General features: G+C 60.6%; 23 protein-coding genes and 2 tRNA genes. 5 read left to right on the top strand and 20 right to left on the bottom strand.

Annotated features, from left to right (window positions below):
* Window positions 1-57: 57 nt before the first annotated feature.
* On the bottom strand, window positions 58-3,804 hold the full coding sequence (locus ABAC402_RS39460; protein WP_023450754.1) for an efflux RND transporter permease subunit: 3,747 nt from the start codon (window positions 3,802-3,804) through the stop codon (window positions 58-60).
* A 1-nt stretch (window position 3,805) separates the two neighbouring features.
* The gene (locus ABAC402_RS36050; protein ID WP_023450753.1) at window positions 3,806-4,900 is read right to left on the bottom strand and encodes an efflux RND transporter periplasmic adaptor subunit; all 1,095 of its coding nucleotides are present in this window, start codon (window positions 4,898-4,900) and stop codon (window positions 3,806-3,808) included.
* 278 nt (window positions 4,901-5,178) lie between these two features.
* Here ABAC402_RS36050 and ABAC402_RS36045 point away from each other — a divergent pair, with 278 nt between their 5' ends.
* Window positions 5,179-6,021, top strand: coding sequence for a neutral zinc metallopeptidase (locus tag ABAC402_RS36045; protein WP_031235931.1), 843 nt, complete (start codon window positions 5,179-5,181; stop codon window positions 6,019-6,021).
* A gap of 61 nt (window positions 6,022-6,082) precedes the next feature.
* On the opposite strand, the gene ABAC402_RS36040 is transcribed toward ABAC402_RS36045, so the two are convergent.
* A complete protein-coding gene (locus ABAC402_RS36040) occupies window positions 6,083-7,480 on the bottom strand; it encodes a hypothetical protein (protein ID WP_031235930.1) in 1,398 nt (465 codons plus the stop codon).
* 464 nt (window positions 7,481-7,944) lie between these two features.
* Here ABAC402_RS36040 and ABAC402_RS39455 point away from each other — a divergent pair, with 464 nt between their 5' ends.
* The 3 genes from ABAC402_RS39455 (at window position 7,945) to ABAC402_RS36025 (ending at window position 10,016) form a co-directional block, all read left to right on the top strand.
* Window positions 7,945-8,634 carry a DUF2336 domain-containing protein gene (locus ABAC402_RS39455; protein WP_023450750.1) on the top strand — a complete coding sequence of 230 codons (690 nt, stop codon included), beginning with the start codon at window positions 7,945-7,947 and terminating at the stop codon, window positions 8,632-8,634.
* Between the two features lie 55 nt (window positions 8,635-8,689).
* The gene (locus ABAC402_RS36030; RefSeq protein ID WP_023450749.1) at window positions 8,690-9,448 is read left to right on the top strand and encodes an NAD kinase; all 759 of its coding nucleotides are present in this window, start codon (window positions 8,690-8,692) and stop codon (window positions 9,446-9,448) included.
* A 76-nt stretch (window positions 9,449-9,524) separates the two neighbouring features.
* Window positions 9,525-10,016, top strand: coding sequence for an Hpt domain-containing protein (locus ABAC402_RS36025; RefSeq protein WP_023450748.1), 492 nt, complete (start codon window positions 9,525-9,527; stop codon window positions 10,014-10,016).
* 320 nt (window positions 10,017-10,336) lie between these two features.
* Here ABAC402_RS36025 and ABAC402_RS36020 read toward each other — a convergent pair whose 3' ends face one another.
* The gene (locus ABAC402_RS36020; protein ID WP_023450747.1) at window positions 10,337-11,533 is read right to left on the bottom strand and encodes a DUF2336 domain-containing protein; all 1,197 of its coding nucleotides are present in this window, start codon (window positions 11,531-11,533) and stop codon (window positions 10,337-10,339) included.
* Window positions 11,534-11,733: 200 nt separating this feature from the next.
* Between ABAC402_RS36020 and ABAC402_RS36015 the strand changes: the two genes are divergently transcribed.
* The gene (locus tag ABAC402_RS36015) at window positions 11,734-13,536 is read left to right on the top strand and encodes an ATP-binding protein (protein WP_023450746.1); all 1,803 of its coding nucleotides are present in this window, start codon (window positions 11,734-11,736) and stop codon (window positions 13,534-13,536) included.
* A gap of 68 nt (window positions 13,537-13,604) precedes the next feature.
* Here ABAC402_RS36015 and ABAC402_RS36010 read toward each other — a convergent pair whose 3' ends face one another.
* From ABAC402_RS36010 to ABAC402_RS40975, 16 genes are all read right to left on the bottom strand, one after another.
* Window positions 13,605-14,537 carry a transglycosylase SLT domain-containing protein gene (locus ABAC402_RS36010; protein ID WP_023450745.1) on the bottom strand — a complete coding sequence of 311 codons (933 nt, stop codon included), beginning with the start codon at window positions 14,535-14,537 and terminating at the stop codon, window positions 13,605-13,607.
* 71 nt (window positions 14,538-14,608) lie between these two features.
* Window positions 14,609-15,697: an FAD-binding oxidoreductase gene (locus ABAC402_RS36005; RefSeq protein WP_023450744.1), complete on the bottom strand. Its 1,089-nt coding sequence runs from the start codon at window positions 15,695-15,697 to the stop codon at window positions 14,609-14,611.
* 69 nt (window positions 15,698-15,766) lie between these two features.
* Window positions 15,767-15,842: transfer RNA gene (locus tag ABAC402_RS36000), tRNA-His, on the bottom strand.
* Between the two features lie 256 nt (window positions 15,843-16,098).
* Window positions 16,099-16,860 carry a M48 family metallopeptidase gene (locus ABAC402_RS35995; protein WP_023450743.1) on the bottom strand — a complete coding sequence of 254 codons (762 nt, stop codon included), beginning with the start codon at window positions 16,858-16,860 and terminating at the stop codon, window positions 16,099-16,101.
* Between the two features lie 118 nt (window positions 16,861-16,978).
* Entirely contained in the window at window positions 16,979-17,536 is a 558-nt protein-coding gene (locus ABAC402_RS39450) for a hypothetical protein (protein ID WP_052025364.1), read from the bottom strand.
* 393 nt (window positions 17,537-17,929) lie between these two features.
* On the bottom strand, window positions 17,930-18,637 hold the full coding sequence (locus ABAC402_RS41150) for an energy transducer TonB (protein ID WP_023450741.1): 708 nt from the start codon (window positions 18,635-18,637) through the stop codon (window positions 17,930-17,932).
* Window positions 18,638-18,651: 14 nt separating this feature from the next.
* The gene (locus tag ABAC402_RS35980) at window positions 18,652-19,089 is read right to left on the bottom strand and encodes a biopolymer transporter ExbD (RefSeq protein ID WP_023450740.1); all 438 of its coding nucleotides are present in this window, start codon (window positions 19,087-19,089) and stop codon (window positions 18,652-18,654) included.
* A gap of 5 nt (window positions 19,090-19,094) precedes the next feature.
* Window positions 19,095-19,976: a MotA/TolQ/ExbB proton channel family protein gene (locus ABAC402_RS35975; RefSeq protein ID WP_023450739.1), complete on the bottom strand. Its 882-nt coding sequence runs from the start codon at window positions 19,974-19,976 to the stop codon at window positions 19,095-19,097.
* A gap of 815 nt (window positions 19,977-20,791) precedes the next feature.
* Window positions 20,792-20,867 (bottom strand) — tRNA-Phe (locus ABAC402_RS35970).
* 95 nt (window positions 20,868-20,962) lie between these two features.
* Window positions 20,963-21,136 (bottom strand): DNA gyrase inhibitor YacG, encoded by a 174-nt coding sequence (yacG, locus tag ABAC402_RS35965; RefSeq protein ID WP_235079997.1) that lies wholly within the window; start codon window positions 21,134-21,136, stop codon window positions 20,963-20,965.
* 56 nt (window positions 21,137-21,192) lie between these two features.
* On the bottom strand, window positions 21,193-22,227 hold the full coding sequence (locus tag ABAC402_RS35960) for a ribonuclease E/G (protein WP_023450737.1): 1,035 nt from the start codon (window positions 22,225-22,227) through the stop codon (window positions 21,193-21,195).
* On the bottom strand, window positions 22,221-22,799 hold the full coding sequence (locus ABAC402_RS35955; protein WP_023450736.1) for a nucleoside triphosphate pyrophosphatase: 579 nt from the start codon (window positions 22,797-22,799) through the stop codon (window positions 22,221-22,223). The genes ABAC402_RS35960 and ABAC402_RS35955 overlap by 7 nt, the downstream gene beginning before the upstream one ends.
* A 13-nt stretch (window positions 22,800-22,812) precedes the next feature.
* Window positions 22,813-23,034, bottom strand: a complete 222-nt coding sequence (infA, locus tag ABAC402_RS35950) for a translation initiation factor IF-1 (RefSeq protein ID WP_023450735.1) — start codon at window positions 23,032-23,034, stop codon at window positions 22,813-22,815.
* A gap of 324 nt (window positions 23,035-23,358) precedes the next feature.
* Window positions 23,359-23,880 carry a porin family protein gene (locus ABAC402_RS35945; RefSeq protein WP_023450734.1) on the bottom strand — a complete coding sequence of 174 codons (522 nt, stop codon included), beginning with the start codon at window positions 23,878-23,880 and terminating at the stop codon, window positions 23,359-23,361.
* A 438-nt stretch (window positions 23,881-24,318) separates the two neighbouring features.
* Window positions 24,319-24,786 (bottom strand): UPF0262 family protein, encoded by a 468-nt coding sequence (locus ABAC402_RS35940; protein ID WP_023450733.1) that lies wholly within the window; start codon window positions 24,784-24,786, stop codon window positions 24,319-24,321.
* Window positions 24,787-24,790: 4 nt separating this feature from the next.
* Window positions 24,791-25,039: hypothetical protein (locus ABAC402_RS40975; RefSeq protein ID WP_235079995.1), on the bottom strand; the 249-nt coding region annotated here is incomplete at its 5' end.

The raw sequence follows: 25,039 nt of genomic DNA, 5'->3' as shown, positions 1-25,039 counted from the left end.
GCTCAGACGTTCCAGCCAGAAAAAGGCCCTCCGGATCACTCCGGAGGGCATTTTTCATCAGTATTTCCACTCTTCAACCGGCTGGGGGGCCGGATCGGGCTCAGGTTCAGGTTCGTCCTTACCCTGGGCCTGGAAGGCCGGCGAGATCAGCTTCCCTAAGAAGTGCGAAATCTGGTCGATCACCGTATAGGTCGCCGGCACGAACAACAGTGACAGCAGGGTCGAGGTGATCAGACCACCGATCACTGTCACCGCCATCGGTTGACGGAAGGCGTCTTCGCCGACAACCACCGGGATCATGCCGGCGCCCATGGCGATGGTGGTCATGACGATCGGACGGGCGCGCTTCTTGGCGGCTTCGAACAGAGCTTCGGTCCGCGTCATGCCGTCCTTGATAGCCACCATGGCGTACTCGACCAGCAAGATCGAGTTCTTGGCGGCGATGCCGACGAGCATGATCAGGCCGATAAAGGCCGGCATGGACATGCTCATCTGGAACAGTAACAGGCCGACAAAGGCACCGCCAAAACACAGGGGCAGGGCCAGGATGATGGTGAACGGATGCGAGAACGACCCGAACAAAAGCACCAGAACCACGTACATCAGGGCGATGCCGGTTAAGATGGCGATCCCGAAGTTCAGCGGCATTTCGGCAAAGTCTTCCGTGTCCGGATTGACCACGGTGCGGACACCGGGAATCTGGTTGGCCTTGATCTTCGTCATGGTCGGCGTCTTGGCAACCGCCCCATCCGCGACACCTGTCGGCACTCCGTTCAGGTCGGCACGGATGGTCGCCGTGCGCGTCCGGTCGAGACGGTTGATCTGGATAGGGCCGGCACCGAAGCTGATGTCCGCCACGGCCGAAAGCGGTACCGAAGTGCCGAAGCGGGTCGGCACCATGAGGTTGTTGAGATTGGCGACGTCGAGACGGGCATCCTCCTTCAGCAGGACACGGATCGGCACCTGGCGGTCGCCCTGGTTGAACTTGGCCAGGATCTGGTCGATGTCGCCGACCGTGGCGACGCGGGCCACCGAACTGATGTCCTGAGTCGAAACCCCCATCAGAGCGGCCTGGTCAGGCTTGGGCGTAATGACGATTTCCGGCCGGGTCAGATTATCTTCCGAACGAACATTGGCCAGTTCCGGCAAGGCCTGCATCTCGCGCTGGAGCTGAGCCAGGGTCGACATCAGAATCTTTTCGTCTTCGCCCACCAGGATGTAGGCCACGCCCGTACCACCACCGCCGGCTTGGCCAAAGCTGGCGCGTACACCGGGATAATTCTCAAGCTGCCTGGAGAAAGCCTGTTCAAACTGAGGTTGCGACAGGTCTCGTTCCGGGCCCTTGTAGATATGGAACTTGCCGTCCTCACCCGTCTTGAACCATTCGACATGCCGCGACGTCAGATTGGCGACGATGGTGGCGCTGTTCATATTGATGGTGGCGTAGGTGCTCTCGACCTCGTCGCGAGCGTGGAGTTCACCGATGACGCGTTTGACGATGGCATCCGTCTCGGCCAGGGTCGAGCCGGGCGGCAGCGAGATGTTCATCACCGACATGCCGGAATCCTCGGGCGGGAAGTTGTCGCTGGGGATCAGGGTCGAAAGGCCCAGCGATCCGATGAAGAACGCAATACCTCCGATGATCACGGCCCAGCGCCCGCTGAGCAGCGACGTCTTCATTCTAACCACGATGAAGAAAGTACCGACCAGCAGAAGTACGCCGAAAACGACAAGCCGCATCGAGGCGACCAGCGGACTTCCAGCGAAGAAGGCCCCGATGAAAAGGAGAGTACCGGCCAAAGCCACGATCCAACCGAGCAGCGGCGGGAAGTTCTTCGGCTTCGCCATCCAGATCAGCCCGCCCAGCAAGACCAGAAGGCCGAGAAGGCTGAACAGTATGACGACGGCGGTATTTCCCTGAGCTGCAGCGGCGGCGCTCGCCGCGGCGGCAGCCTGTCCGCCTCCGGGCTGAGGCATGGCCATGGCTACCCCGAGCAGGATCAATCCGATGGACCCGATCAGACCAAATTCCAGCGCCGCCCAACGGGCCTTCATGTACTTGTTGTGGAACAGGAAGAACAGGATGAGCGTTACCAGGAACACGGCGCCTCCGACGCCGGAGATGACCAGGTTTTTACTGGTAAACCCTGCGATGACGCAGGCCAGCAAGACCGTCACCCCATGGAACAGGATGTACCAGCGCCACTTCAGGTGACCTTCCAGTGTCCACTTCAGCATCGCTTGGTAGGTGGGCATCCAGAAGGGTACATCATGGTCGTGCTCGGCGTTGGCGCGCAACAGGTAAGCCCCCATCAGCGGGGTCAGTGTCCGCGCCACCACTAGCGAGAAGAAGACGCTGACGCAGGTGGCCACCGCAAAGCTTTCGAAGAACTGGCCGACAATGCCCGGCATAAAGCCGGTCGGTGCAAACACCGCGATCAGGGTTGCCGTGGTCGCCACGACGGCCAGGCCGATTTCGTCAGCGGCTTCGATGGCCGCCGGATAGGGTTTCTTGCCTTCGCGTATATGCCGGACGATGTTCTCGATTTCCACGATGGCGTCGTCGACAAGAATGCCGATGGTCAAGGACAGGGCCAGCAGGGTCACAACGTTGAACGACTGGTTCAGCAGCGCCATGACAAAGAAGGTCGGCAGCAGTGACATCGGCATGGCTACCGCCGAGACGAAGGTCGCCCGCCAGTCGCGCAGGAACAGGTACACCACCAGGACGGCCAGAATCGCCCCGATCACCAGGGCCTCCATCGACGCACGGAAACTGCGGTCAACCTCCTCGACGCTGGAAGTTACCTCCTCGATTTCGACATTGGGGTTCTGCTTTTTCAAATCATCAATGACTTTGCGAACCCGCTCCGCGACATGGTGTTCGGACGTGCCGCGCGTGCGCTGGATACCAAAACCCACCACTTCGTTGCCATCGAAGCGGGCGCGGGCCCGCGGCTCGGTCCAGGTGTCGGTGACGGTGCCCAGATCGCCCAGGCGAACCGTGCTGCCGTTGGACAGGGTAATGCGGGTTTCCGCGAGTTGCGTCACCGAGTCGGCGCCGCCGATGGTACGAATGGTCTGTTCGGTCGTGCCGGCATTGAAGCGTCCGCCGGGCATGTTGACATTAAAGGCGGAGAGCTGGCGCGAGATGTCGCCGGCTGAAACGCCCTGGGCGGCCAGCTTGGCCGGATCCAGCTCAATGCGGATTTCACGGGTGACACCGCCGTCGCGGGTCAGTTGTGACACGCCTTTGACGCCGAGCACCTTCTTGGCGACATCGTTATCGACATACCAGCTGAGCTGATCCGGAGTCATGTCGGCAGCGCGGATGGTATAGCTGAGCAAGGCCTGGCCCTGGGCGTTCTCGACGCGCGACACGATGGGATCCTGCACGTCGCCGGGCAGGTTCATTCTCACACCCGCCACGGCATTTCGGACGTCGTTCGTCGCTTTTTCCAGGTCGGTTTCGAGTTGGAAGGTGATGACAGTCGTCGACGCCCCTTCGTTGACATAGGACTGGATGTGGCGCACTCCGCCCAGACCTGAGACCGAGTCCTCGACAATGCGGGTGACCTGGTTCTGCAGTTCCGTCGGCGCAGCGCCGGAGCGCACCACCGTCACCACCACAATCGGAAAATCGATATCGGGCCAGTTGTTGATGCGCAGGCTGTTGAAGCCGATGACGCCGGCAATCGTCATCACGATGAAGAAGACGATGACAGGGATGGGGTTGCGGATCGACCAGGACGATATCTGGAAGCCCGTAGGTGGCGTTTTGGGGGTCGGCGTTTCGGTCGACATCTTACTCACCGGCCGCTTGCGGGTTGGCGGCCAGTTTGACCGTGTCGCCATTGTTCAGGAAGCCCGAACCGGTGGTGACGATGCGTTCGCCGACGGCGAGCCCGTCACGGACGATGATATTCTTGCCCTGCTGGCCGCCCAGGACGACGTTGCGGAAGGCGACCTTGTTGGCCGGGCCGATAACGTAAACGCCCGGCTTGTTCTCGGCATAGGCCACGGCCGTCTGCGGGATAAGGAGCGCCGGCTGGCTGCCGGCGTCGATTGAGCCTTGGGCAAACATGCCCGGGCGGAGGCCCGACTCCCACGGTACCGAGATGCGGGCGTACCCGAGGCGCGTTGCCGGATCTACCTGGGGCGTGACGATGCGCACCGTGCCGGTAACCGCACCGGTCGATTGCGACGTGACGGTGGCGGCCATGCCCGACCGCACCAGGCCGAGCTCGATTTCGACGACTTCCATGTTCAGTTCGACGCGGCCGTCGCGGACCATACGGAACAGCTCGACACCGGGCGACACCACCTGACCCAGCACAGCCGTGCGCTTGGTAATGATGCCGGAGACCGGCGCGCGGACCGTAGCCAGCGACAACTGGGTCTGGGCGGTTTCCATGGCCGCCTGGGTGGTCAGCATCGAGGCCTGGGCATTGTCGAGCGCTGCGGCCGAAAGGTAACCCTGCTTGAACAGCGTGTTGGCGCGTTCATAGGCCTTGCGGGCCTGCTCGTAACTCGCATTGGCCTGCTTATACTGAGCTTGGAGAAGGACGTCATTCATCTTCAGCAGGGGCTGACCCTGTTTTACGAACGCGCCTTCGTCGACCAGCAGTGAGATGGCCGTCAGTCCACCCGTTTCGGCGGCGACGGGCACCTCCTGCCACGCGCTGATTGTACCCGACCCGGTAATGTTGATCGGTGCGCTGACTTCACTAACGACCGCGTAATTGACCGTGGAGGCGTGGACGGCGGATTTCTTTTCGTCCGTCTTGCTCTCTTCCTTCTTTTCCGAGCATGCCTGAAGGCCAAAGCTCATCACCAATGCTGCCGCTAAACCGGCGGCTACCCGCAGCGGCCGCGAACCCATGCCAAGCCCCATAAACATGCTTTAGAATCCTGTGTCTCTTTCCACCACCCCTGATGGCGGCGGCCTCTCACCAAGTCAACGAAACGTCGCAAAAAGTTCGCAAGTGCAGCGTCACTTTGACAGCCCTGTCATACCGGCAATTAGTTTCAGCGGCCACCTGAAATTGTCAGTATTGGGTACCGGCGAGGTTAAAAATTCTTCACGTTGTGCGGCCGACACACAGCCTCTTGAAAATAGGGTTAAGATATGTGTGAGTCTGGTGGGCACAAACAGGTGCGATCCATGGAGGGCTTGGGATGAAGTGGCAAGGCGGACGCAGAGGCGGCGTAGAGGATCGGCGGGGCATGGGCGGTCCTGGCATGATAGGTGGTGGCGGGGTTGTCGTCGTGATCCTGGCATTGGTTGGCTACTACGTCTTCGGCATCGATCCGCAAACCGTCGTGAACGGCTTGGAATCGATTCAGGGAAGTCAGTCCCAGCAGCAGGCTTCGGTCGGCACGCCGAAGGACGAAGCTGGTCAGTTCGTCGAAGTCGTCCATACCTCGGCCAATGATACCTGGACGGCATTGTTCCAGGCCCAGGGCAAGACCTACAGCCCGTCGACCGTGGTGCTGTATGACAACGCCACAGGCACAGGGTGCGGCACCGGCCAGGCAGCCATGGGGCCCTTCTATTGTCCGGCTGATCAACGCGTCTATATCGACCTCAGCTTCTGGACCACCCTGGATCAACAGTTGGGCGCCAAGGGCGACTATGCCCGTGCCTATGTCATCGCTCATGAGGTCGGCCACCATGTCCAGAACCAACTCGGGATTACGGACTACGTCCAGCAACAGGAGCGCCGGGTCAGCCGTAGCGCCGCCAACGCCTTGTCGGTAAGGCTGGAACTACAGGCTGACTGTTACGCCGGCGTGTGGGCGTATCAGTCGAATCTGAAGATGAACTGGCTTGAGGCCGGGGACATTGAGGAGGCCATCGGAGCGGCATCGGCCGTCGGCGACGATACGCTCCAAGAGGCGTCCCAGGGACGCGTGGTCCCCGACAGCTTTACCCACGGCAGCGCTGCCGACCGCGTGAAATGGTTCAAGACGGGCTTTGCCAACGGCGACCCGAGGCAGTGCGATACATTCGGCGCGTAACGCCGCGAGGTCTGGGGTTTGGGTCCCAAACCCCAGACCCCGGACCCTTAACTCAACAGCATCACGTTTCCGGCAGCATTCCCGGTAACGCGACTTCGTTTTCGCGCAGGCCTTCTGTTGCCCTGGCTCCCGCATGCGCCGCGCCCTTGGGCGACATCAAGGCCGCCGTCTTCATGCTGGCATGCGTCACGCCCGCCAATCGCGCGACCGCCATCTGACGGTAGTTGTCGAACCCCTGAACCATGCAAGCGCCGGCCGAAAGCTTCGCCGCCGCCGCCAGGGTCGCCAGATACTCCTGCAACACCGCCTCGTCACGCCTGACACCATCATATTCGATGCATACTCCGGACAGCCCGCACTTGTTCAGCCCGGCAATCGTTTTGCGGTCGGCATTCACCGAGCCCACCGCGGTCATGCAGAAAGGCTTGATCATCGATACGATTTCCAGCACGCGATGCGGCGGCACGCCATCCAGGCCACGCACCTCGAACAACACCTTCAAGCCCATCTCAGCCGCCGCCTTGGCGACTTCGGCGGTGATCTTTTGACGCGCCCGGGCCGAGGCGAAGGTCGAAAACGCCGCGGGAACCACCATGATCATCTTGCGCTGTTCGGCCGTTCGCATGCGCAACAGCTTTAGCCCCTGATCGATATTCACCATGTCGATCTGCTCACGCAGATTCCAGTCGAGATTGGCCAGGTGCTTGCGGTCCAGCAAGGCATTGTCGAGATTTTCCATCACCATGGCTTCGAGACGATGGCCAATCATCACCATCTTCTTCATCTCGAATAAGGGCTCGACCGAGCTGGCGACCTTCAAGGTTCGGCCGGCATAGGCGACAGTCGCCGCAACGATGAGCGGCCGCTGGATCGACACGGCATTTGCCAGGCCGCCAACCTCTGGTCCGGCTTCGCCGGCATCGTTGTGGACTCGGCCGAGACGGGCCTTCAGCGGACCGGCGTCGTTTTCGCACGGACCGACATAGGTGCCCAAATCAATTTTGGCGATCAGCAGTTTGTCGACATCTTCGACCAGGACGTCATGGAGGGGCACCTCGACCGCCGACATATCACCGACAAAAAAGCCGCACAGGTCGCGCCACATATCCGCCACAGCCAGAGCGCCCTTGCGCGGACTGAGTTGTGGAACCATGACCAGCCAGGCGTCGCCATTAATGGCCACGCACCAGTTAGGCTCAAGGTAGTGCTTTTCGAAATTGGTCTTGAGGTGGTCGAACACGAGGCCGGCCTTGGAATCCCACTTGACGCCGAGGCGGACGATCAAAGCATCCAGTTTGAGGAGGAATGCGTGACCCGTGATGTCGGCATGGGTTTCGCGCAAACGCTCAACGATCGTGACCGCGTCGTCCCGCTTCAGCAGCAACCTGTCTTGCACGGCACCACGCTGCGCCCGACCTGCTGCCGAAATCCTGGATGTTTCCTGGTCACTTCCGGACATGAACTGCCCTTCTTTAGTACTGATACGAATTCCACTGTAACGACGTTCAATTGAAACAAGATTAACATCGCTTGGTATTGATAAGTCCCCAATAATGCTCATGTCTTGGGTCCCGTTTTTCGGCTCATGACAGCCTGTGCGGCGCAAAAACATTGTCGCACGCGTGCCTCCGGTGGCGCCTCGCAAAAGCTCGGGCGCCCCGGAAACGTCCTTTGGCGCGCTTGCCAGCCCACGATGAGTCGCGGTTATCGCGGGATGGCGTTAAGTTGTATCATTAAACAACTATTCACCCTGTCGGCGCAGACTCATCACGAATCGTGGAGTTCGCCGTGCCGGCCCTGAAATCTGTTCTGCCCCCTGCCGAAGCCACCCCGCCCGCGACGGAGCCTCGTCCGGACTTTTGTGCTGTCCGCTTCCACGCGTCGTATTGCCAAACCCGACCTGTCGCCCATGCCCCGGAGCCGATGCGCAACGATCACGAACTGATCGTGCGCCTTTGCCGCATGCCGGTCGACCTCGCGGCGCCCCTGCTGCGCTCGTCTCTGCCTTCGCTGGACGGGCCCGCCCTGCTGGCCCTCATCGCCGCCACGGGTGAGGCCCACCACGTGTTGATCGCACAGCGCCCCGGCCTCGATTGGAAGGTGGTTCGCGCGCTGCTGAAAAGTGGTCACGACAGCGTCCTGGTCGCTCTGGTCGACAATCCCGCGGCCGAACTGGACCAAGACGACCAGGCGCGTTTGGAACGCCTGGCGCAGGAACGCCCGGAATTGCGCCGGGCGCTGTCAGAACGATTCCACCGCACGGCACCAGCCGTGGATCCCGCGACCTGGGACAGCCACAGCAATCTGAAACTCCTCAAGCTGATGCGTTCGGGTGAAATCGATGGCTTCGTGCGCGAAGCCGCCCGCCGGTTGAAACTTGACGCCGACGCTTTTGGTCGCCTGCTGGCGGCCGGGTCGGCCGTGCCCCTGGCTCTAACGGCCTGCGCCCTGGAACTCGACAGGGCGGTTTTCCTGCATTTGCTGTCTTTTTGGCAAAGCCGCAACGACGGCCTGCCTTTGGTCAATGCGCGTCACCGCCCGGTGGTCCTGTCTGTTTTTGCCCTCTCCGCCGCCGAAGCCCGGCAAAAGCTGAAGGCGCAACTCGCCGATTGAACGCCTCCTGGCCCTTGCCGATTGAATTTATTCCGCAAACGGCTACAACCCTTCCATGTCTCTGCGCCTCGACTTTATCGCCTCCGACCGCCCCGAAGCCCAGACCGCGTGCGCGCGACTGAAGGCGCTGTACGGCTCAGCAGCCCATCCGGATGTGGTGGTGGCACTGGGCGGCGATGGTTTTCTGCTCCAAAGCCTGCACAAATATCTTATGGACCAGGTGCCAATCTTCGGCATGAATCGCGGTTCGGTTGGCTTCCTGCTGAATGACTTCTCGGAAGACAACCTCATGGAGCGAATCATTCGCAGCGAAAGCAGCCTGATCAGCCCGTTGAGCATGACAGCGGTCTGCCGCAGCGGCAAGGAACACCGAGCCCTTGCCTTCAATGAGGTGTCGCTGCTGCGACAATCGCACCAGGGCGCCAAGCTGCGCATCCTGATCGATGGCAAGGTCCGGTTGGACGAATTGATCTGCGACGGCGCCCTGGTGTCGACTCCGGCCGGCTCAACGGCTTACAATCTGTCGGCCCACGGCCCGATCATCCCCCTCACCGCCCAGGCCCTTGCGCTGACGCCGATCAGCGCGTTCCGGCCGAGGCGCTGGCGCGGCGCTATACTGCCGCACACCGCCAAGGTTCGCTTCGAAGCGCTGGAGGTCGATAAACGCCCGATCAGTGCGTCCGCTGACACATTTGAAGTCCGCAACGTCGTCCACGTCGATATTGCGGAGGCGGAGAACCTGAAAGCAACTCTGTTGTTCGATGCCGGCAAGGGCTATGACGAACGCGTCCTGGCGGAACAATTTATCGCCTGACACTAACCCTTATTAAACGCCCTTGGGTTAGTCTCAGCGAAATTGTTGCGTATATGTCTGCCCGCCAGGAGTCGCTATGCAGGAGAAAGCCCAGATCATCCAGGTCCCCAACACGCTGCGCGCCAAGGTCGGCGGGCGGTTGGGTGCGCTCGACGCCGAGTCGATCGCCAAGGCCGAAGCCGCCCTGGCCGACCTGTCGACCCAGTTCGATTCGTGGCTGCTGGAAGAAGTGAAGAAGCTTGAGGACGTTCAGGCCACGATCAAGGTGGAAGGCTTGAATGCCAGCAACGTTGAACAGCTGTTTTACCGCGCCCACGATCTGAAGGGCCTGGGCACGACCTACGGATTTCCACTCATTACACGCATCTGCGGCTCGCTATGCAAGCTGATGGATGATGAAAGCAAGCGCGCTGAGGCCCCGCGCGTTCTGGTGGAAGCCCACCTCGATGCCGTGCGCGCCATTGTGCGTGATCAAATCAAGGCAGAAAACCACCCTATGGGCCGGGTCCTGGCCGAAGCGCTGGAGCAGCGCGTCAAGGAACATCTCGACGTCGTCCAGAAGGCGTAGTATCGGCCCTTGATGATCCTGGATCACTGCGGGTTGGCATACGCGCCAGCGTAGGTTTCCGGGGCGGCCGAGCTTAGGCCAGAGAGCACTCCAATAAATTGTAATACCAATCCACGATGACCTAGACTCATCGTGGATTGGCAAGGGCGACTGCCCGCCCGAGCTTACGCGAGGAGCCATGCGGCGCTTGAGCTGAAAAAATGCGAATACAAAGCGTCATTCTTTATGAGGCTTGGTATAACGCACCCGCACGGGCACTCCCGTTTTCGGATTGCGCCATTAACCCTTACAACCGAATGCTGACCACTTCGGCCCGCGGATCAGGCCGCTACTTTCGGCGAGATCGTCATGCCAGGACCGGCGGCTTCCTGGACCTTGTTCCAGCGCCGGCCTTTGGAATCGCGATCCAGCCGCTCATAAAGATAGACCAGGTCTTCGCGCGGCGCGAACGGCACCTGGGTCAGGAAACGCTCGATCAAACGCTCCTGAAAGCGTACCGGATCAAGATGACCGGCTTCTGCCGTCAGGCCGTGATAGGTGTCGACCGCTATACGGAAGGTCTGGAACATGCGGCCGGGCAGACCGGCGCGATCATAGACCGCGCGAAGCCCCAGAGAACCGGCGTCGTGGACCATAAGCCAGGTGCGTTCATGCGGCACGCCCGACAACTCAGCCAGGGCGTGTTCGAAGAAGCCCATATGGCCGCGGGCCAGGGCGCGCAGCATCAGAGAGGCCGTCAGTCGGTTGGTAGACATCAGGTGTTGCGCCAGGCCCTTCGGGTCCATGTTGGCACCGGTCTGATCGGCCATGTCGAGCGTCGCACGTTCCTGAGTCGCCTTAACCAGTTCGACAGCCGTTTCCGGCTTGATGGCATGGCGGGTAATCAATTGCTCGCGCAGGGCGACCGAAACAATATGGACGAGACGCTCACTGACCGAGACAGGCAGTTGTCTACGGTTGATCAGCACACTGTGAACGACTTCAGAGGTGCCGAAGCGGTCCATAACGCGGTTCATACCGCCGTCACTGAAACGGGCATTGTCATTGGCGCAGGCAATGACAACCGCTTCCTCGACACCGGTTTCGGCGAGAGTCGTGGTCACGGCTTCGGACAAGGTCTCGCGCTTGGAGATGGCGATCTGGCGGGTTGGTCCGCCGCTGCGGATGATCTCGCGCAGGTCCTGGTCGGTGAACAGCGGCGAATGGGTCAGGACTGGCACGGCTACCGTCGTCACGTCCTGCGCCAGTTTCATGGCGACGTCGTGGGGCAGCAGGTCCGAGGTCCGCAGGGTAACGGCCAGGGCGCGTCGGACCAGTTCCGCGGCATCCTGGGATAGCATTCGGATGATTTCCTGGGCGGCATCACGGTCACCCTCGCTCATCTCGCTACGCTCCATCACACGGCATATCTTGTGGGTGGCGACGGCGCGGTCATCGGCATTTTCGCTCTTCACCAGACGCTTGATGTCGGCGTCGGACAAAACGGTACGCTGGGACAGCAGACTGAGGGCAGACATGAGGCGGATCCTTGGTCGACTCGGGCAAATCGGGCGCATTACGCCCCAAGCTGCAAGTTTCGCCCTTAAGGCCTAACGAATCCTTTATCCGCGCCGTTAAGTTTCGCTTTACCTTAAAAATAGCCGGTTTGGTTGCGCATTTCATCGTCACTTCACCGTGAAGTAACCGGGTGGCAATCTGTCTTTGCTAGGGTGGCGCCATGCGCAGCCGACTCCCCACTCCCGCCTCTCACATTCCGGCTTCTGGACAGGACGTTGTCGTCACCGACTTCGCCCTGCGCGCCCAGTCCAGGTTGTCGCCCTACGTCATGGGCTTTTTCGGCATCGGCCTGCCTGTGTTCGTCTGGAGCGCCCAACTGAGCCTGTCGACCTGGCTGCTGGCCAGCTACCTGATTCTGTTTGTCGTCAATTGGACCGCCTTCATGGTGCTGAAAGGCCAGGCGGAGACGCGCCAGGCCATTGAACCCGACAGTCTCGAACAACGTCGCAAACTCGCACGCGCGCGCCTGTGGCGCCAGGGCGCCGGTGGCGGCGTCTGGGCCATCAGCCTGACGATTATTGCCCTGTCGGCCGCCACTGCCGGCCCGGGGGCCCAGATGTTCCTGATGGTCTGCGCCGGCGCCGCGGTCGGTATCATCTTCTTCTCCGCTCCCGTGCTCCTGCACCTGCTTATCCTTGGCCCCGTCGCCATTTCCGGCCCGATCCTGGCCTTGCAGATGCTTCACGAAGCCCCGGAAACGAGCCAGTTGATGACCGGCGGCCTTGTCCTGGCCCTGGCCATGGGCGTCGTCCTCAACCGTCACATGCGCGAGAACTACCTGTTGCAACTCCGCCAGGACGAAATCGCCGCCGAACGCGAAGCGGCGCGCGCGGCTACCGACGACGTCAAGGAAGCGCGCCTGGCCTTGATGGAAACGCTCCAGCGTGAGGTTCAGACCTCTCTCAAAGGCCTGGAGCAAAACCTCGCACAAAGCCTGACGCACCTGAGCCGTGCGCCCGCGCCTCGCCATTACGTCGAAGCCGCCTTGACTGAGGTAGGGCACCTGCAATCCATACTTGTCACCACATTCGACAACGATGTCGCCGCCGCCGGCGGGATCGCGGTAGAGGCCGTGCCGCTCGATATCGACCTGCTGTGCCAAAAGGTTATCGCGCACTTCAGCCACATCGCCCAGGGCAAGGAATTGGGCTTTACCTATAACAGCCAGGGCCTGCCCGATCAGGGTGCGGCCATCGGTGATGCGTACCGCGTCGAACAGGTGTTGTCGCACCTGGTGTCCAACGCCCTGCTCTATACCCAGCAGGGCCGGGTCGAGATCAAGGTCATGCCGGCCGACGACTTTCTGCGCCTTGAAGTCGTTGATTCCGGCCCCGGCCTCAGCGACGACGAACTGGCGCAGGCCTTCCAGCCGCACAACCGCATCCATCGGACGTCGTCAGGCCATCCCGGCGCCGGCCTGGGCCTGAGCCTCTCGCGGTCCCTGGCGGGGCTGATGGGCGGTCGTATCGGCGGGCAAAGTACGCCCGATGTCGGCTCCAAGTTCTGGCTCGACCTGCCCTTTGACAAGGCCGCGACGACGCCGGCAGCTTCGGAAGCGTCACAGGACGTCATCGAAGACGCCGGCGACCACAGCCTGCGCGTCCTGCTCCTGTCGAACGACTCGCTGCGAGCGGCGCAGTTGCGCGATTCGCTGGAACGGATGGGCCATAAGTGTCTGACCTCGACTTCCCGTGAAAGGGCCGTCGCCCTGGCGCGCAAGGCACCCGTCGATGCCTGCCTGATCAGCACGGGGGCGTTCGAAAACCTGGACGAACCCGAAAGCCGCCTACGACTGGAGACCTTCCTCGACAGCCTGCGCGCCACCCAAAAGACAGCGCATCTGAACATCCTGGCGCTCGTACCAGCTGGAGATCAGGTCGATGATCTTCAGGCGCTCGGCGTTCGTCCGCTGCTGTTGCCGCAGAACCGCGAGAGCCTGGCGCGCGCCCTGGCAGCGGTTTAAGGGATTAACCACGACACCCACGAACTTCACGGCTCGCCGGGAAGGTCTTGGCCGCCACACCTTCTGCCTCAACCCATGTCGTTGCCTCCAAGACCAAATGCCTTACCCAGGCCCTTGTCGTAGCTGTCGACGCCGTCGCGGCGGTCGCGCACGTCTTGCTTCTCAGGCCCGAACGCCGACATCAGCTGGGTGTTGAACAGCATTCCCGCCTGGCCGTCCTGGCCGCCAAAGACCAGGTTGATGATCGCCTGATCCGCCTGGACCTTGTCCCAACGCGCAATCGTTACCCGTTCGGTGTCCATCTGGGGCGCCACCTCTCCCATCGGCATGGGCGCATTGCCACCCGTTTTGGTCAGATTGGCCATGACCTCGGTTACTGTCCGGGCGCGGCCGTGGCTGTAGAAGATGGTCGGATTGGCGCGCGCTGCCGCCGGAAACAGGGCTGCAGCCGACGCGGCCGGCCGGCTCTGGCTGGCACTAATCAGGTTGGCTGCGCCCTCGGGCCCAAGGAAATGCGCCATATAGAGCTCACCCTGGTTGGCATCGCGTCCGATCCTGCCCTTCAGGTAGGCGGCATGCCCAGCCGTCAGTTCTGCCCCCATAACAGCCGCTGCATCGGAGTCGTAGCGCAGGTTGAGGATTTCGCGCCGCGCGGTCGGGCTGTTGACGTGAAAGCGGCCATCGCGGGCGCGTGAAATCTGGTCGGCATAGGCGCCGTACCCGTGCTTGGCGCCGGCCGATTTCAGAGTGCCCAACCAGGTCTGCTCGATGAACTGGAACAGGCCGGCGGCCGAAGAGGTCGGTGCTTTTGCCCTGGGGTTCAGCGAACTTTCGCGCTGGGCGGTTCGCAGCAGGTAATCGAAATTGACCCCCGTGGCATTCGCCGCGCGCTGTAGCGACCCCATGACGCCGTCCGCCCCGCGATGCACGGTGCGCCCGACATTGTCGGCCATGTTAGACAGGAACTGGCCTTGACTCGGGGCCTGGGTGAATAAACGCATGACGATACAACCTTAAGCCAGGATAGCCTTAAGAATGGGCAAATATTGCCGCATGCGTGGTTAACATCGCTTTAAAACCGGTTGGGGTCGTAGAGCTGGGCTTCCGCCGGAGTTTCGCCCGCCAGCATCTCGAGGATCAACGATGCTGCGAGCGGAGCGAAAATGTAGCCGTTACGGCGCATTGCCGTAGCGACATAGACGCCTGATTCGGTGTCGCGACCGATCATCGGCCAGGTGTCAGGCGAAGACGCACGGAGGGCTACAAGCGGACGAGCGGCGTCTAAATCCAAGTGCGGAAAGAGGACGTGCGCCCTCGCCTTCAGCGCTTCGACGACATCTGGCTCGATCCTCAGGTCGTCGCGGCCGCTTTCCATTGTGGCTCCGAAGCGGGCACCGGCGGACAGTGACGCCAGATAACCGGACGATGACCGTATAACGCCGATCCAGCCCTGCGGAGGCAGGTCGAGGAGCACGCCGCGGATTGGCGCCAGAGCCTTCAAACAGGGAACCTGCCGGCGCAAGTCATGGCTGCCATAACCCGCAGTGACCACAACCTGATCGGCGCGCAACCACCCGCCATCGCGCAGTCGTACGCTTTTAGCGTCAAGGCCCTGGATTTGGCCGGCGACGACACGCCCGCCTGCGCCCGTCATCAGGTCGCGCAGCGTTTTCAGCATCCACAAAGACGGCATAACCCAATCGCCGAAGACCCGTACGCCCGCCATGCCAGGCGCTAATCCCGTTTGGCGCTGCTCGACAGCGGTCATGGCCGCCAGCTCCGCCCCCAGGGCGCGCAGGCGATCGCCGGAGGACTCCGTCCCCGATTCGGGCCAGACAAACCAGGTAGGCGCAGACGTCAAAACCGGCAGCGCCAGATCGACAGGCGCAGGGCCAAATCCCGTTGATGAAGGCCGCAGCGCCGAGTCGTGCCAGCAGGCCTGGGCTAGCCTCAGGCGGCGAAAGCTCTCGGCTGGATCAGCATCGTTTAATGCCTCCAGGGCCGGAGCGACCATGCCGGCGGCCACACCCGAAGCGGTGTGCTCATCGGTGTCGCAGGTGACAACCGTAACCTGATACCCGCGCACCGTCGATGCGACGGCCAGGGTCAGACCGACGATACCGCCACCAATAACGATCAAGGATTTCGCGGAGTGCGTCATGCACCGGCCCTAAGCGATTCCGCCGGTAACGACCATACGGCATATGGGCCGGACTAGAAAAACTCGCGATGGTACCGCCTGCTGGTTTCGAACCGGCTACCTCCAGAGCCACAATCTGGCGCTCTACCAAGTGAGCTAAGGCGGCATATCCATCGTAAGGACGGCGTATCTAACGCGGGATGTCCCGATGATCAAGGGCTAATACCAAGCGTCATAAAGAATGACTCTTGGTATTCGCTTTTTTTCGGCTCAAACGCCGCGTGGCTCCTCGCAAAAGCTCGGGCGCGCCGGAAGCGTCCTTTGGCGCGCCTGCCAACCCGCGATGAGCCAAGGTCGTCGAAGGTTGGGAAAAGGTCGAAAACCTCGCTCCGACGCATCCCGTCGTTAAAGTCAGTCCGACGCTATTTATAGCCCTTCGACGCGATATAGTCCTTTAGTCCCTTTATGCGCGTCGTGTCGGACGGGTGGGTCGACATGAACTCCGGCGGCTTATTGCCCCCCAAGGCCGCCATGTTCTGCCACAGGGCAACAGATTCCGACGGCTTGTAACCGGCCTTGGCCATCAGATCGACACCGATAAAATCAGCCTCGGATTCGTGCTTTCGCGAATAGGGCAGCAGAATGCCCAATTGAGCGCCGAGACCGCCGTAGTTGGAAACGGCCTTCTGCACGTTGCCCTTGGTGACACCGGTCACCACCTGGAGCCCCACCTGGGTAGCGGCATTCTGGGAGGCCCGCTCCGCGGCGTGGCGGGCGATGACATGGCCGGTTTCATGACCCAGTACGGCCGCCAGTTGGTCGTCGTTTTTTGCGGCCTTGAACAGGCCACTATTGACCCCGACCTTGTTGCCCGGCAACACAAAGGCGTTGGGCTGATCGTTTTCGAATACGACATACTCCCACGGCTGACCGCCCATGCCGGCCGCCGCCACAATACGGGCGCCGACCTTCTGGACGCGAGCATTCATGGCCGAATCTTTGGAGATCTTGGCCGACTTGAGCTGCGCCTGCCAGGCGGCGGCGGCCGCCTGTTGCATCGCCGATTCATCGACCAGGATGAGTTGCGAGCGGCCGAGAGTGTCATTGGTGGTGCAGCCGTTCAGGGCGCCGCCGGCGGCTGCCAGGACGGCAATGGCGACAGTCTTTTTCAACAGGTTCCGCATGGTTTTTGTCCCTCTCACCGGAAAGTTTGACAACACCTTAGCCTGCCGAAAACAAAAAAGACATCCTGAAAGACGTTAGGCGTGTCACGGCGGCGTATAGCGCGGAAGCCTGTTGGGATCAATTCAGGGTCCATTTGACAAGCGTGCGAAGCTTCGAGCCCACGGGGACGTCGCCCTGGCTGGTATCGACGCGGCCCTCCTTCTCGACCATGGTGGCGGTCGCCTTACCGAAGCCGTAACCCCTTGGGTTCTCCGACAGCACGATGCAACTGACACGGCCCCTTGCGTCGGCCACGGTGCATTCCAGAAGCGCCTCGCCGACAACCTCGTCGGCTTCCGCCCGCGAAGGATAGTAGTTCATCAGGGCTGTGCTGTCGGGAAAGCGGGTCCAGCGCGCTGCGACATAGGACGCAGGTACGGGCGCTGCCGCCGGCCCATTGCCAGGTGTTGACACAATGACGGGTGGCATCGGTTCTGCGACGTTATCGGGCCCCTTGAGTGGCGCGATTGGCGTCGTTTCGACCGAATCGGGCGCCGGGGCTTCTGGTTCACGGATTGTAAGAGGCGTTGGCGCCGGCGGGGTAGCCGGCTTGACGGGCCTGGGCACGTCCTTGGGCTTGGGCCGCTCGAAAGTCACTGTCGTGACCGTCCCGGGATTGCTTTCTGGAACAACCATGGAAAATTTTTGGTTAATCATATAGGCGGCCAAGATGCCGTGTAGTGCAGCAGCTACAGACAAGGCAATCCAAAACGATGATCTCAGTTTACGGCTTGGCGTGCCGTCAAAAACAGTTGAATGAAGGGTTTGAACGGCTTCCATGATGCTTGGTCCTTTCAGATACAGACTTTTCGGCAAGCGCCATTTGGCATCCTGCAGGGTTTTATCCTGCGGATTTCGTTTCCTGGCCGGCCCGGCCAAGCACGATGACTATGGCTTTACTGTATCAGGATACGCTCGTCGCGTTCTTTGGGCAAATGTAGAAAACCCTTACGGCATAAGGCCCGAACAAAAGAAAACACCCCGAAGTCGCCTTCGGGGTGTTCGTAAACGTACAGTGACGTAGGAGTCTTAGAGTTGCCACTTGTAGAGGAACTTCTTCCGGTCCCCGTCTTTAAGTTCACCGCCCACCGAAGCTGGCTTGACCTTGGCGTAACGGATGAAGAGCCTCACCGTCGCAGCACCGAAACCATAGCCTTTCGGGGTTTCCTTGATGATGTCACAGGACGTCACCTTACCAGCCGCGTTGATGGCACAGTCGATCGTGACTTCACCCATAACTTCGTCATCAAGAGCCCGCTCCGGATAGGCGTCGGACATCTCATTGGAACCTGGAATACTCCAGTCACCAGCCACGTAACGCGGTCCCGGAGGCGCCACGGGTGGCGGGGTGCCAGTGTTCATCTGCGCCGGCGGTGCGGTATACTCCTGCCGCTTGGTTTGAGGCACAGGAGGAACCGGGATCGGTGGTGGCGGAGCAATGTCCGTCGGCGGCGTCTCACGCGGCTGGACCACAGGCGGTGGCGGCGCGTTGGGCGGCGGCGGCGGCGGAGGCGGAGGCGGCGGTGGCGGTGGTGGCGGTGCCACCAGATCGACATTCACCTTCTCGTCCGTGAAGCTGTGTTCCGGAATCTCAAACTTCGCACGAAGGAAGTAAAACCCGATACCAACGTGGAGGGCCACAGCGACCCCGACACCCACCCAGAAGGACGTCTTGTTGCCCTGGGGTGCGTCATCGAGGATAGGGTCCCGTTTTCTAATGGGTGTTTCGTCAACCATATGATTAAGACCCTCTACTGTGTGTCATCTTCGCCGACGAGCGCGACGGAGTAGTAGCCGTTGTCCTGCAGCTTGTTCATGACTTTCATGAAGTCAGCATAACGGGTTTTCTGGTCGCAGCGGATGTAGATACGCTCCTGATCCGGGTCCCGGGCGCCAACGGCTCTTTTCATGTCTTCGCCCAAAGTATCGAGCGAGGTCGAGAAGTCACCAATGAACAAGTCCCCGCTCTTTTGAAGCGTAATATAGATCGGCTTGGGCGGCGAAGGCTGCGGTTTGGCGACAGCCTTGGGCAGTACTACCTCTTTCGACACAGTGGCGAGCGGAGCCGCCACCATGAAGATAATGAGTAGAACCAGCATAACGTCCACGAACGGGGTAACGTTGATTTCCGCGTTCGCTTCGACATGCAGTTTCGAGCCGCCGCCACCACCTGATAGCTTAGCTCCCATGGTGCTTACGCCCCCTTGTCGAGCTGACGCGACAGCGAGTTCATCAGTTCGGAGACGAATTGTTCCGAACGGATGCCGTAGTTGGAGATCGAGTTGTTGAAGATGTTGTACATGACAACGGCCGGAATAGCGGCGATCAGGCCGATACCGGTAGCCATCAGAGCTTCAGCGATACCCGGAGCGACGACGGCCAGGTTGGTCGTGTTCGAGTTGGCGATACCGATGAAGGAGTTCATGATGCCGTAAACGGTACCGAACAGACCGATAAACGGCGAGGTCGAACCGGTCGAGGCCAGGAAAGACAGGCCACCGCCCAGACGCTTTGCCAGCCCAGCCTGAACGGCATGGATCGACGCTTCGGCGCGGGCAAGCGTCGAGTCACGATGTTCGCCCGAAACCTGCAGGCCGGCTTGCTTGGACAATTGGACTTCTTCGGTGCCAACAGCGGCCATGTCGGCAAGCGGGTTGCCGGCGAACTCGTCCGAAACCGCGATACGGTTGATGTCGGCGATGGAGCGGGCGCCACGATAGGCTTCAAGGAAGTTGGTGGTGACGCGGTTCAGCGATCCGAAATCCATCATCTTCATGATCAGCAGGATCCACGAGAAGAGAGACATCAGGATCAGCATGATCATGACGACCTTAACGACAATGGTGGCCTGATTAAACATGCCAACAAAGGTGAGGCCACCAGAGCCATGACCAGCGTCGGCCTTTTCGGTGCTTTCCTCAGCTGCGGCCGGTGCCGGCGTTGCGGGGGCCGGGGCAGCTTCCGAAGTGGCGGCGGCAGGAGCCGGGGCCGCAACAGCCATTGCGGGGACGCTCATCAGAAGCGCGGCAGCGCCCAGCAGAGCGATAAACGGATTAGAATTTTTGTGTTCGAGCATTTTTCGCCAATTCCTGATTATGGACGGTACCCGGAGGGGGGCTGACCAAGGACTAAAGGGGGGAAGCGTTACCCCGTGTTGAAAACTAAGAACCGCCTGGAACTTCGGATGACCCGAACCCCTAAGCATTTCCCTCGTGTCTGAGCGCGGGCACGTACAGAAGTCTGACGGTCCGTATCACGCCATGGCCAGAGCACAAACCCTGCCACTATGAACCATTTTGGTTCAAAAGGCGACCGATTTGTTAACGGCTTGCGGCCCCCATCAAATCGGTTTGGAGCTAAATGATCCAGCAAAGCCTTAAACGTCAAGGTGTCTGTTGCAGACTTTTCATGGTCCGTTCCTGCCTAACGCTAAAGGCTTAGAAAAGCGTGAATTAAAAATCCATATCTGTCCGAGAGTTATTCATTACGCACGCAAAATGGTTCAAGACGGCGCACTGTGAAAAAAAAGTTTGCGCTGTCTGGGAAAATCTCAGCCGCACCCCTTCACACGCGAATTTTGGGTTGGCGACACAACCATATGGGTGGTGGCCTCAAACGAGTCGTTGGGACCGCTAACATATGCGCCTTAACAATGAACTGTCCGAAAGCGGACGATTGTTTACGAAGCCGGCGACGTAACAGATTTCACAGGCGTTTCTATTCGGGACGCGGAACTAAGGAGTGTTTTTCCGGACGCGCAGCAATGACGTGCAGAACTGGTGTGCCATAACGCTGTTAACACTACGAAGCCACCAGCGAAAGATCAGCACCCCCGTTTACGCCATACCTGCTTCTGGAAGGTATGCTTGGCTGCGCTTTGTTTGCGAAGGATGGTGCCTGGAGCCGGAATCGAACCAGCGACACGCGGATTTTCAATCCGCTGCTCTACCAACTGAGCTATCCAGGCCCGTCACAAAGGCCCACGCGAGACTGCGCGTCGCCTCGGGGAGGCAGGTCTATAGGCGAGCCGTTTGCGCTTGGCAAGTCGGAAAGTGCAGTTTTTCAGGGTTCTTCTTCGCCTGCACGCAGCGCTGACGCCGCCGGGTCCGGCGCATTCTCGGCGAGGCTGAGATCGCCGTCGTCGCCAATAATATACTCGCCTTTCAACCAATGAACCAGGTCGACATCGGCGCACCTTTTCGAACAGAAGGGAGCGTAGCTGGGGGCGGCATTGATGACGCCTTCAACGGATTCGCCGTAAGCTTTACGGCAGCGGGCACAGTGGCGGACAGTCACAGGGCGATAACCTCGGGTTGGGCAGATACTTCCAGGCGCAACATCGGCGCCAGCGGATCCAGCGCGCCGACGATCAAGGGACGAAGGATGTCAATTATGCCAGCGGTGTGGCGGATAACGATCGTACGGCCCCGGTCCTGGTCCGACAGCCGGATGGCCTGCCCCAGACTACATAGTGCCTTGGTGACGGGATTAATGTCGTCACCAACTGGGCAGGCCCCCCATGGCCGGACGAATTCCAGCGTGCCGAACTTGCCCATGGGCGCTATGACGATACGCGATGCTTCGGCGGCGAAGCCCTGTGTCAGCAGGGTACGTAATCGGTCCCCGTCATGGCGCTTGCCGATCAGGTCGACCACCACCAGGCCTGACAGGCCGGCCAGGCGCAACCGGCGCGGCAGATCGCGAATCGCGGCTTCGTTGCAGACCCGGGCGTGGATGCCAGACGGCGACATCACAGCTTCGGATCCGGCTGTATCGACGTCACAGGCAATAAGGGCGCGGGTCGATTCGACAGAAAGATAGCCTCCGCCTGGCAGGTTGCCGGAGGGGACATTGGCTTCATCCTGAGCTTCGTCGATCGCGTTGCGATCACTTAGCTCCTGGACCGGCATGTCGCCGACCAGGCTGTGCGCCCGTTCAAGCAAGCGGTCTTTTAGACTCAGCACGCGCGACAGACGGCGGGGATCGCCGGTCGCCACGGCGATAAAACGTGCCCGCGCGAGCTTGGCTCCGCGGACGCGTGCCTCGGCGATGATCTCGACCTCGACGGCCGCACCTTCGTTGACCTTGGCCAGTATTTCTGGAGGGCCCTCCAGCACGGCATCCGTGCCGTCGGCGAGCTTCAGGAACGCTATCGCGCCGGAGCGGCTACGCAACCGGGCAACCGACAGCGTCCCCAACACAGCCAGGGACGGATCGTACTCGTAGCCCTGGGCAAAGAGATGCGGCTTGCCTTGCCAGTAGACCGCCCCACGCGCCAGGCCAAAACGGGCCTCGTAATGCAGGGTCAGCACGGCCGGATCTAGCATTTGAAACCCGCGCCCTCGAGCAGGCAACGGGTCTCGTAAAGGGGCAGACCGACAACCGCGGTGAAACTGCCGACGAGGTGGGTGACGAAGCCCCCTGCCCGCCCCTGGATACCGTAACCGCCGGCCTTGCCCAGCCCCTCGCCCGAGGCCGCGTAGGTAGCGATTTCGGCGTTGGTTAACACTTTAAAGGTCACGCGGGTCTCAACAACACGCGACGACAACCTGCCTGACGGCGCGATGACGGCAATGCCGGTATAGATGCGGTGGCCACGCCCGGACAGAAGTTCCAGGCTGCGAACCACATCCTGGTTGCCATTGGCCTTATCGAGGACGCGGCGTCCCATACAGACCACCGTATCGGCGGCCAGGACGAAACCTGCGTGACTCAAAGCGACAGCGCGGGCCTTTTCCTGGGCCAGACGCAGGGCCAGGAGACGCGGTGTTTCGTCTTTAAGGGGCGCCTCATCGAGATCGGCAGCAGCTATGATGTCGGGAACGATGCCAAGCTGGGCCAGCAGATCGCGTCGGCGCGGGCTTGCGCTTGCCAGAACCAACAGGGCTCTATCGGCCATGACCGGCCCCGGATTATTTGAAGCGATAGGTAATGCGGCCCTTGGTCAGATCATAGGGCGTCATTTCGACCAGGATACGGTCGCCGGCCAGGACACGGATGCGGTTCTTGCGCATCTTGCCTGCCGTGTGGGCGATAATCTCATGGCCGCTCTCTTCCAGCTTGACGCGAAACGTCGCATTGGGGAGCAGTTCGACGACCGTACCCGGAAACTCAAGGAGTTCTTCTTTTGCCATTCGGCCCTCAGATTAGTGGACGACGCGCCGGTTCCACTACGGGACTCAAGGTGGCGTATGTCGTGAGTGCGCCCGTTTATACCGAAAGCCCTAAAAGGGAAAGCGTTTAGTTTAGCCCCAAACCCCGCCTAGCCTTGCCATTCTTCGCGTCTTCGCGCCTTCGTATGAAACAACTGGGGCCAGGACCACGCTACGATGGCAACAGACCGGAAGATCGTGTTCGGGAAAGAAATGACTTTCACGCGAAGACGCGAGGAAGGCAGGTACTCAACAAAACGCCCCTCGCTGCAAAGCAAGGGGCGCGTTAACGCAGCTTTCGGAAGTTTAGAACTTCTTGATCAGGCTGACAGAGGTTGTCCCGGCTTCACCCTTGTCGCCGTTAAAGTCGGCCTTGGTGTAGTCGGCGCGCAGGGCAAGGTCGTTGTCGAAGTGATACTGGGCGCCGACGCCATACTCCAGAGCCGTCCCCTGTTCCAGCTTGCCGGCAGCGGCCGGCGCCTTCAGGTCGGTGTCGGAGACACCCACACGACCGATGAGGTCAAAGCGCGGCGATACGGGAAGGAAACCGACGCCGTAGGCGGCCACCTTGTTCGTCAGCTTGTATTCGCCGCCTGGGCCCTTGTCGCTATCGGTGCCTAAAGCGGCTTCGCCTTCGATGCCGAAATACGGGGTAAGCCTGGTGCCGATACGGGCATTGATCCCGTTGACATTGGTGTCGGTGGTGTCGTTCTGGGTGCCTTGGTAGCCGACCGAGCCGTAAACTTGGCCCACATCCTGGGCATTGGCAGCGACGGCGCCCGAAAGGGCCAGGGCAGCAGCGGTGGTCGCGATAAGAAGGGTCTTCATTGTATGTGCTCCATAGTCTTTTAGCGGCAGCGATCATGTCACCGCCTGAGACCTAATATGGCGTCTGGAGCAGGCCACCGTGGGGCCATTTACGGGTCTTTTCAGGGTATTTTCGTCCAACTATGGCGAGATGAACATGCGGACGCCCTTTATGTGTTCGAACGTCCGGTTTTGGCCGTGTTTCAGCCGCGTTGATGAACGCGAGATAAATGACAAAATGGTAAGAAAATCATAAGGATAGGAAATTTTTGCCGATCAAGGGCGCCGTCAGAATCCCCTCTCCCCGTTCTTCTGCCTGCCGGCGAGGCCGGGGGGAGGTTAGGGTGAGAAGCAACGGTAATGTCCGCTGCTCGATCGTCTTCAAAAGGCCCCTCACCCGATCGCCCACGCTTCGCTCGGCTCTCGTCCTCTCCCCGTGAACGGGGAGAGGTAAAAATGCTACAGACGCAGATGCAGGGCGTTGATCAGCGTGAACAATCGCCGCGAGGTTTCGTGGTCGATCTCGATCTTGCCCTTCAGTCGCTCGGTCAGCAGTTCGGCGCCTTCGTTGTGGACGCCACGGCGGCCCATGTCGATCGACTCGATCTGCGCCGGCGTAGCGTTTTTCAGCGCCTCGTAATAGCTCTCGCAGATCATCTGGTAGTCGCGCATCATGGTCTTGAACGGCGACATGGACAGCATGATCTTGCGCGTAAAGCCAGGGCCCGCGATGTCAAAAACCAGACGATTGTCCTCGAACGCCAGGCGCAGGTCGAAAGGCCCTTCCGACCCGGCCTCGGCCGCGCCGTCCGGTGTGAAGCTGTTGCGCTCGACAAGGTCAAACATGGCGACCTTGCGCTCGTGCTCTATCTGATCGGTCGGGGCCGACAGGCTGGCTTCGTCAATGTCGATGCGGGCGAGTTTCATGGTTTTACCCTTTCAGGCTTCTCCAAATCACGACTCTCCGTGACTTGGCAAGGGCGCCAGAGACGCTTCTTGGCCGCCCGAGCCCATGCGAGGCGCCCACCGTCTGGTCCATGGCGATGAGTTGGCGTGTTGAAAACACGCCGGGCGCTTGAGCGCCAAAGCGCAATCCGATAAAGTGGCCACCACTTTTCGGAGAAATTGCGCGACAAAACAAAAACTTAGAGCGTAGTTTTGATTCCATCAAAACTACGCT

Origin of the sequence: Asticcacaulis sp. AC402 (assembly GCF_000495835.1) — a bacterium.
In the GTDB taxonomy this organism is placed as follows: domain Bacteria; phylum Pseudomonadota; class Alphaproteobacteria; order Caulobacterales; family Caulobacteraceae; genus Asticcacaulis.
This window is presented reverse-complemented; position numbering and strand designations above follow the sequence as displayed.

Bases quoted from the DNA above. Each gene is read 5' to 3' on its own strand.
- ABAC402_RS39455 (WP_023450750.1), top strand. From the start codon at position 7,945: ATGCGCAACGATCACGAACTGATCGTGCGCCTTTGCCGCATGCCGGTC.
- ABAC402_RS36045 (WP_031235931.1), top strand. From the start codon at position 5,179: ATGAAGTGGCAAGGCGGACGCAGAGGCGGCGTAGAGGATCGGCGGGGC.
- ABAC402_RS36050 (WP_023450753.1), bottom strand. From the start codon at position 4,900: ATGTTTATGGGGCTTGGCATGGGTTCGCGGCCGCTGCGGGTAGCCGCC.
- ABAC402_RS35945 (WP_023450734.1), bottom strand. From the start codon at position 23,880: ATGAAGACCCTTCTTATCGCGACCACCGCTGCTGCCCTGGCCCTTTCG.
- ABAC402_RS36005 (WP_023450744.1), bottom strand. From the start codon at position 15,697: ATGACGCACTCCGCGAAATCCTTGATCGTTATTGGTGGCGGTATCGTC.
- ABAC402_RS35940 (WP_023450733.1), bottom strand. From the start codon at position 24,786: ATGAAACTCGCCCGCATCGACATTGACGAAGCCAGCCTGTCGGCCCCG.
- ABAC402_RS36020 (WP_023450747.1), bottom strand. From the start codon at position 11,533: ATGTCTGCCCTCAGTCTGCTGTCCCAGCGTACCGTTTTGTCCGACGCC.
- ABAC402_RS35980 (WP_023450740.1), bottom strand. From the start codon at position 19,089: ATGGGAGCTAAGCTATCAGGTGGTGGCGGCGGCTCGAAACTGCATGTC.
- ABAC402_RS39460 (WP_023450754.1), bottom strand. From the start codon at position 3,804: ATGTCGACCGAAACGCCGACCCCCAAAACGCCACCTACGGGCTTCCAG.
- ABAC402_RS41150 (WP_023450741.1), bottom strand. From the start codon at position 18,637: ATGGTTGACGAAACACCCATTAGAAAACGGGACCCTATCCTCGATGAC.
- ABAC402_RS36015 (WP_023450746.1), top strand. From the start codon at position 11,734: ATGCGCAGCCGACTCCCCACTCCCGCCTCTCACATTCCGGCTTCTGGA.
- ABAC402_RS36040 (WP_031235930.1), bottom strand. From the start codon at position 7,480: ATGTCCGGAAGTGACCAGGAAACATCCAGGATTTCGGCAGCAGGTCGG.
- ABAC402_RS36025 (WP_023450748.1), top strand. From the start codon at position 9,525: ATGCAGGAGAAAGCCCAGATCATCCAGGTCCCCAACACGCTGCGCGCC.
- ABAC402_RS39450 (WP_052025364.1), bottom strand. From the start codon at position 17,536: ATGGTTGTTCCAGAAAGCAATCCCGGGACGGTCACGACAGTGACTTTC.
- ABAC402_RS36010 (WP_023450745.1), bottom strand. From the start codon at position 14,537: ATGCGTTTATTCACCCAGGCCCCGAGTCAAGGCCAGTTCCTGTCTAAC.
- ABAC402_RS35960 (WP_023450737.1), bottom strand. From the start codon at position 22,227: ATGCTAGATCCGGCCGTGCTGACCCTGCATTACGAGGCCCGTTTTGGC.
- ABAC402_RS36030 (WP_023450749.1), top strand. From the start codon at position 8,690: ATGTCTCTGCGCCTCGACTTTATCGCCTCCGACCGCCCCGAAGCCCAG.
- infA (WP_023450735.1), bottom strand. From the start codon at position 23,034: ATGGCAAAAGAAGAACTCCTTGAGTTTCCGGGTACGGTCGTCGAACTG.
- ABAC402_RS35995 (WP_023450743.1), bottom strand. From the start codon at position 16,860: ATGCGGAACCTGTTGAAAAAGACTGTCGCCATTGCCGTCCTGGCAGCC.
- ABAC402_RS35955 (WP_023450736.1), bottom strand. From the start codon at position 22,799: ATGGCCGATAGAGCCCTGTTGGTTCTGGCAAGCGCAAGCCCGCGCCGA.
- ABAC402_RS35975 (WP_023450739.1), bottom strand. From the start codon at position 19,976: ATGCTCGAACACAAAAATTCTAATCCGTTTATCGCTCTGCTGGGCGCT.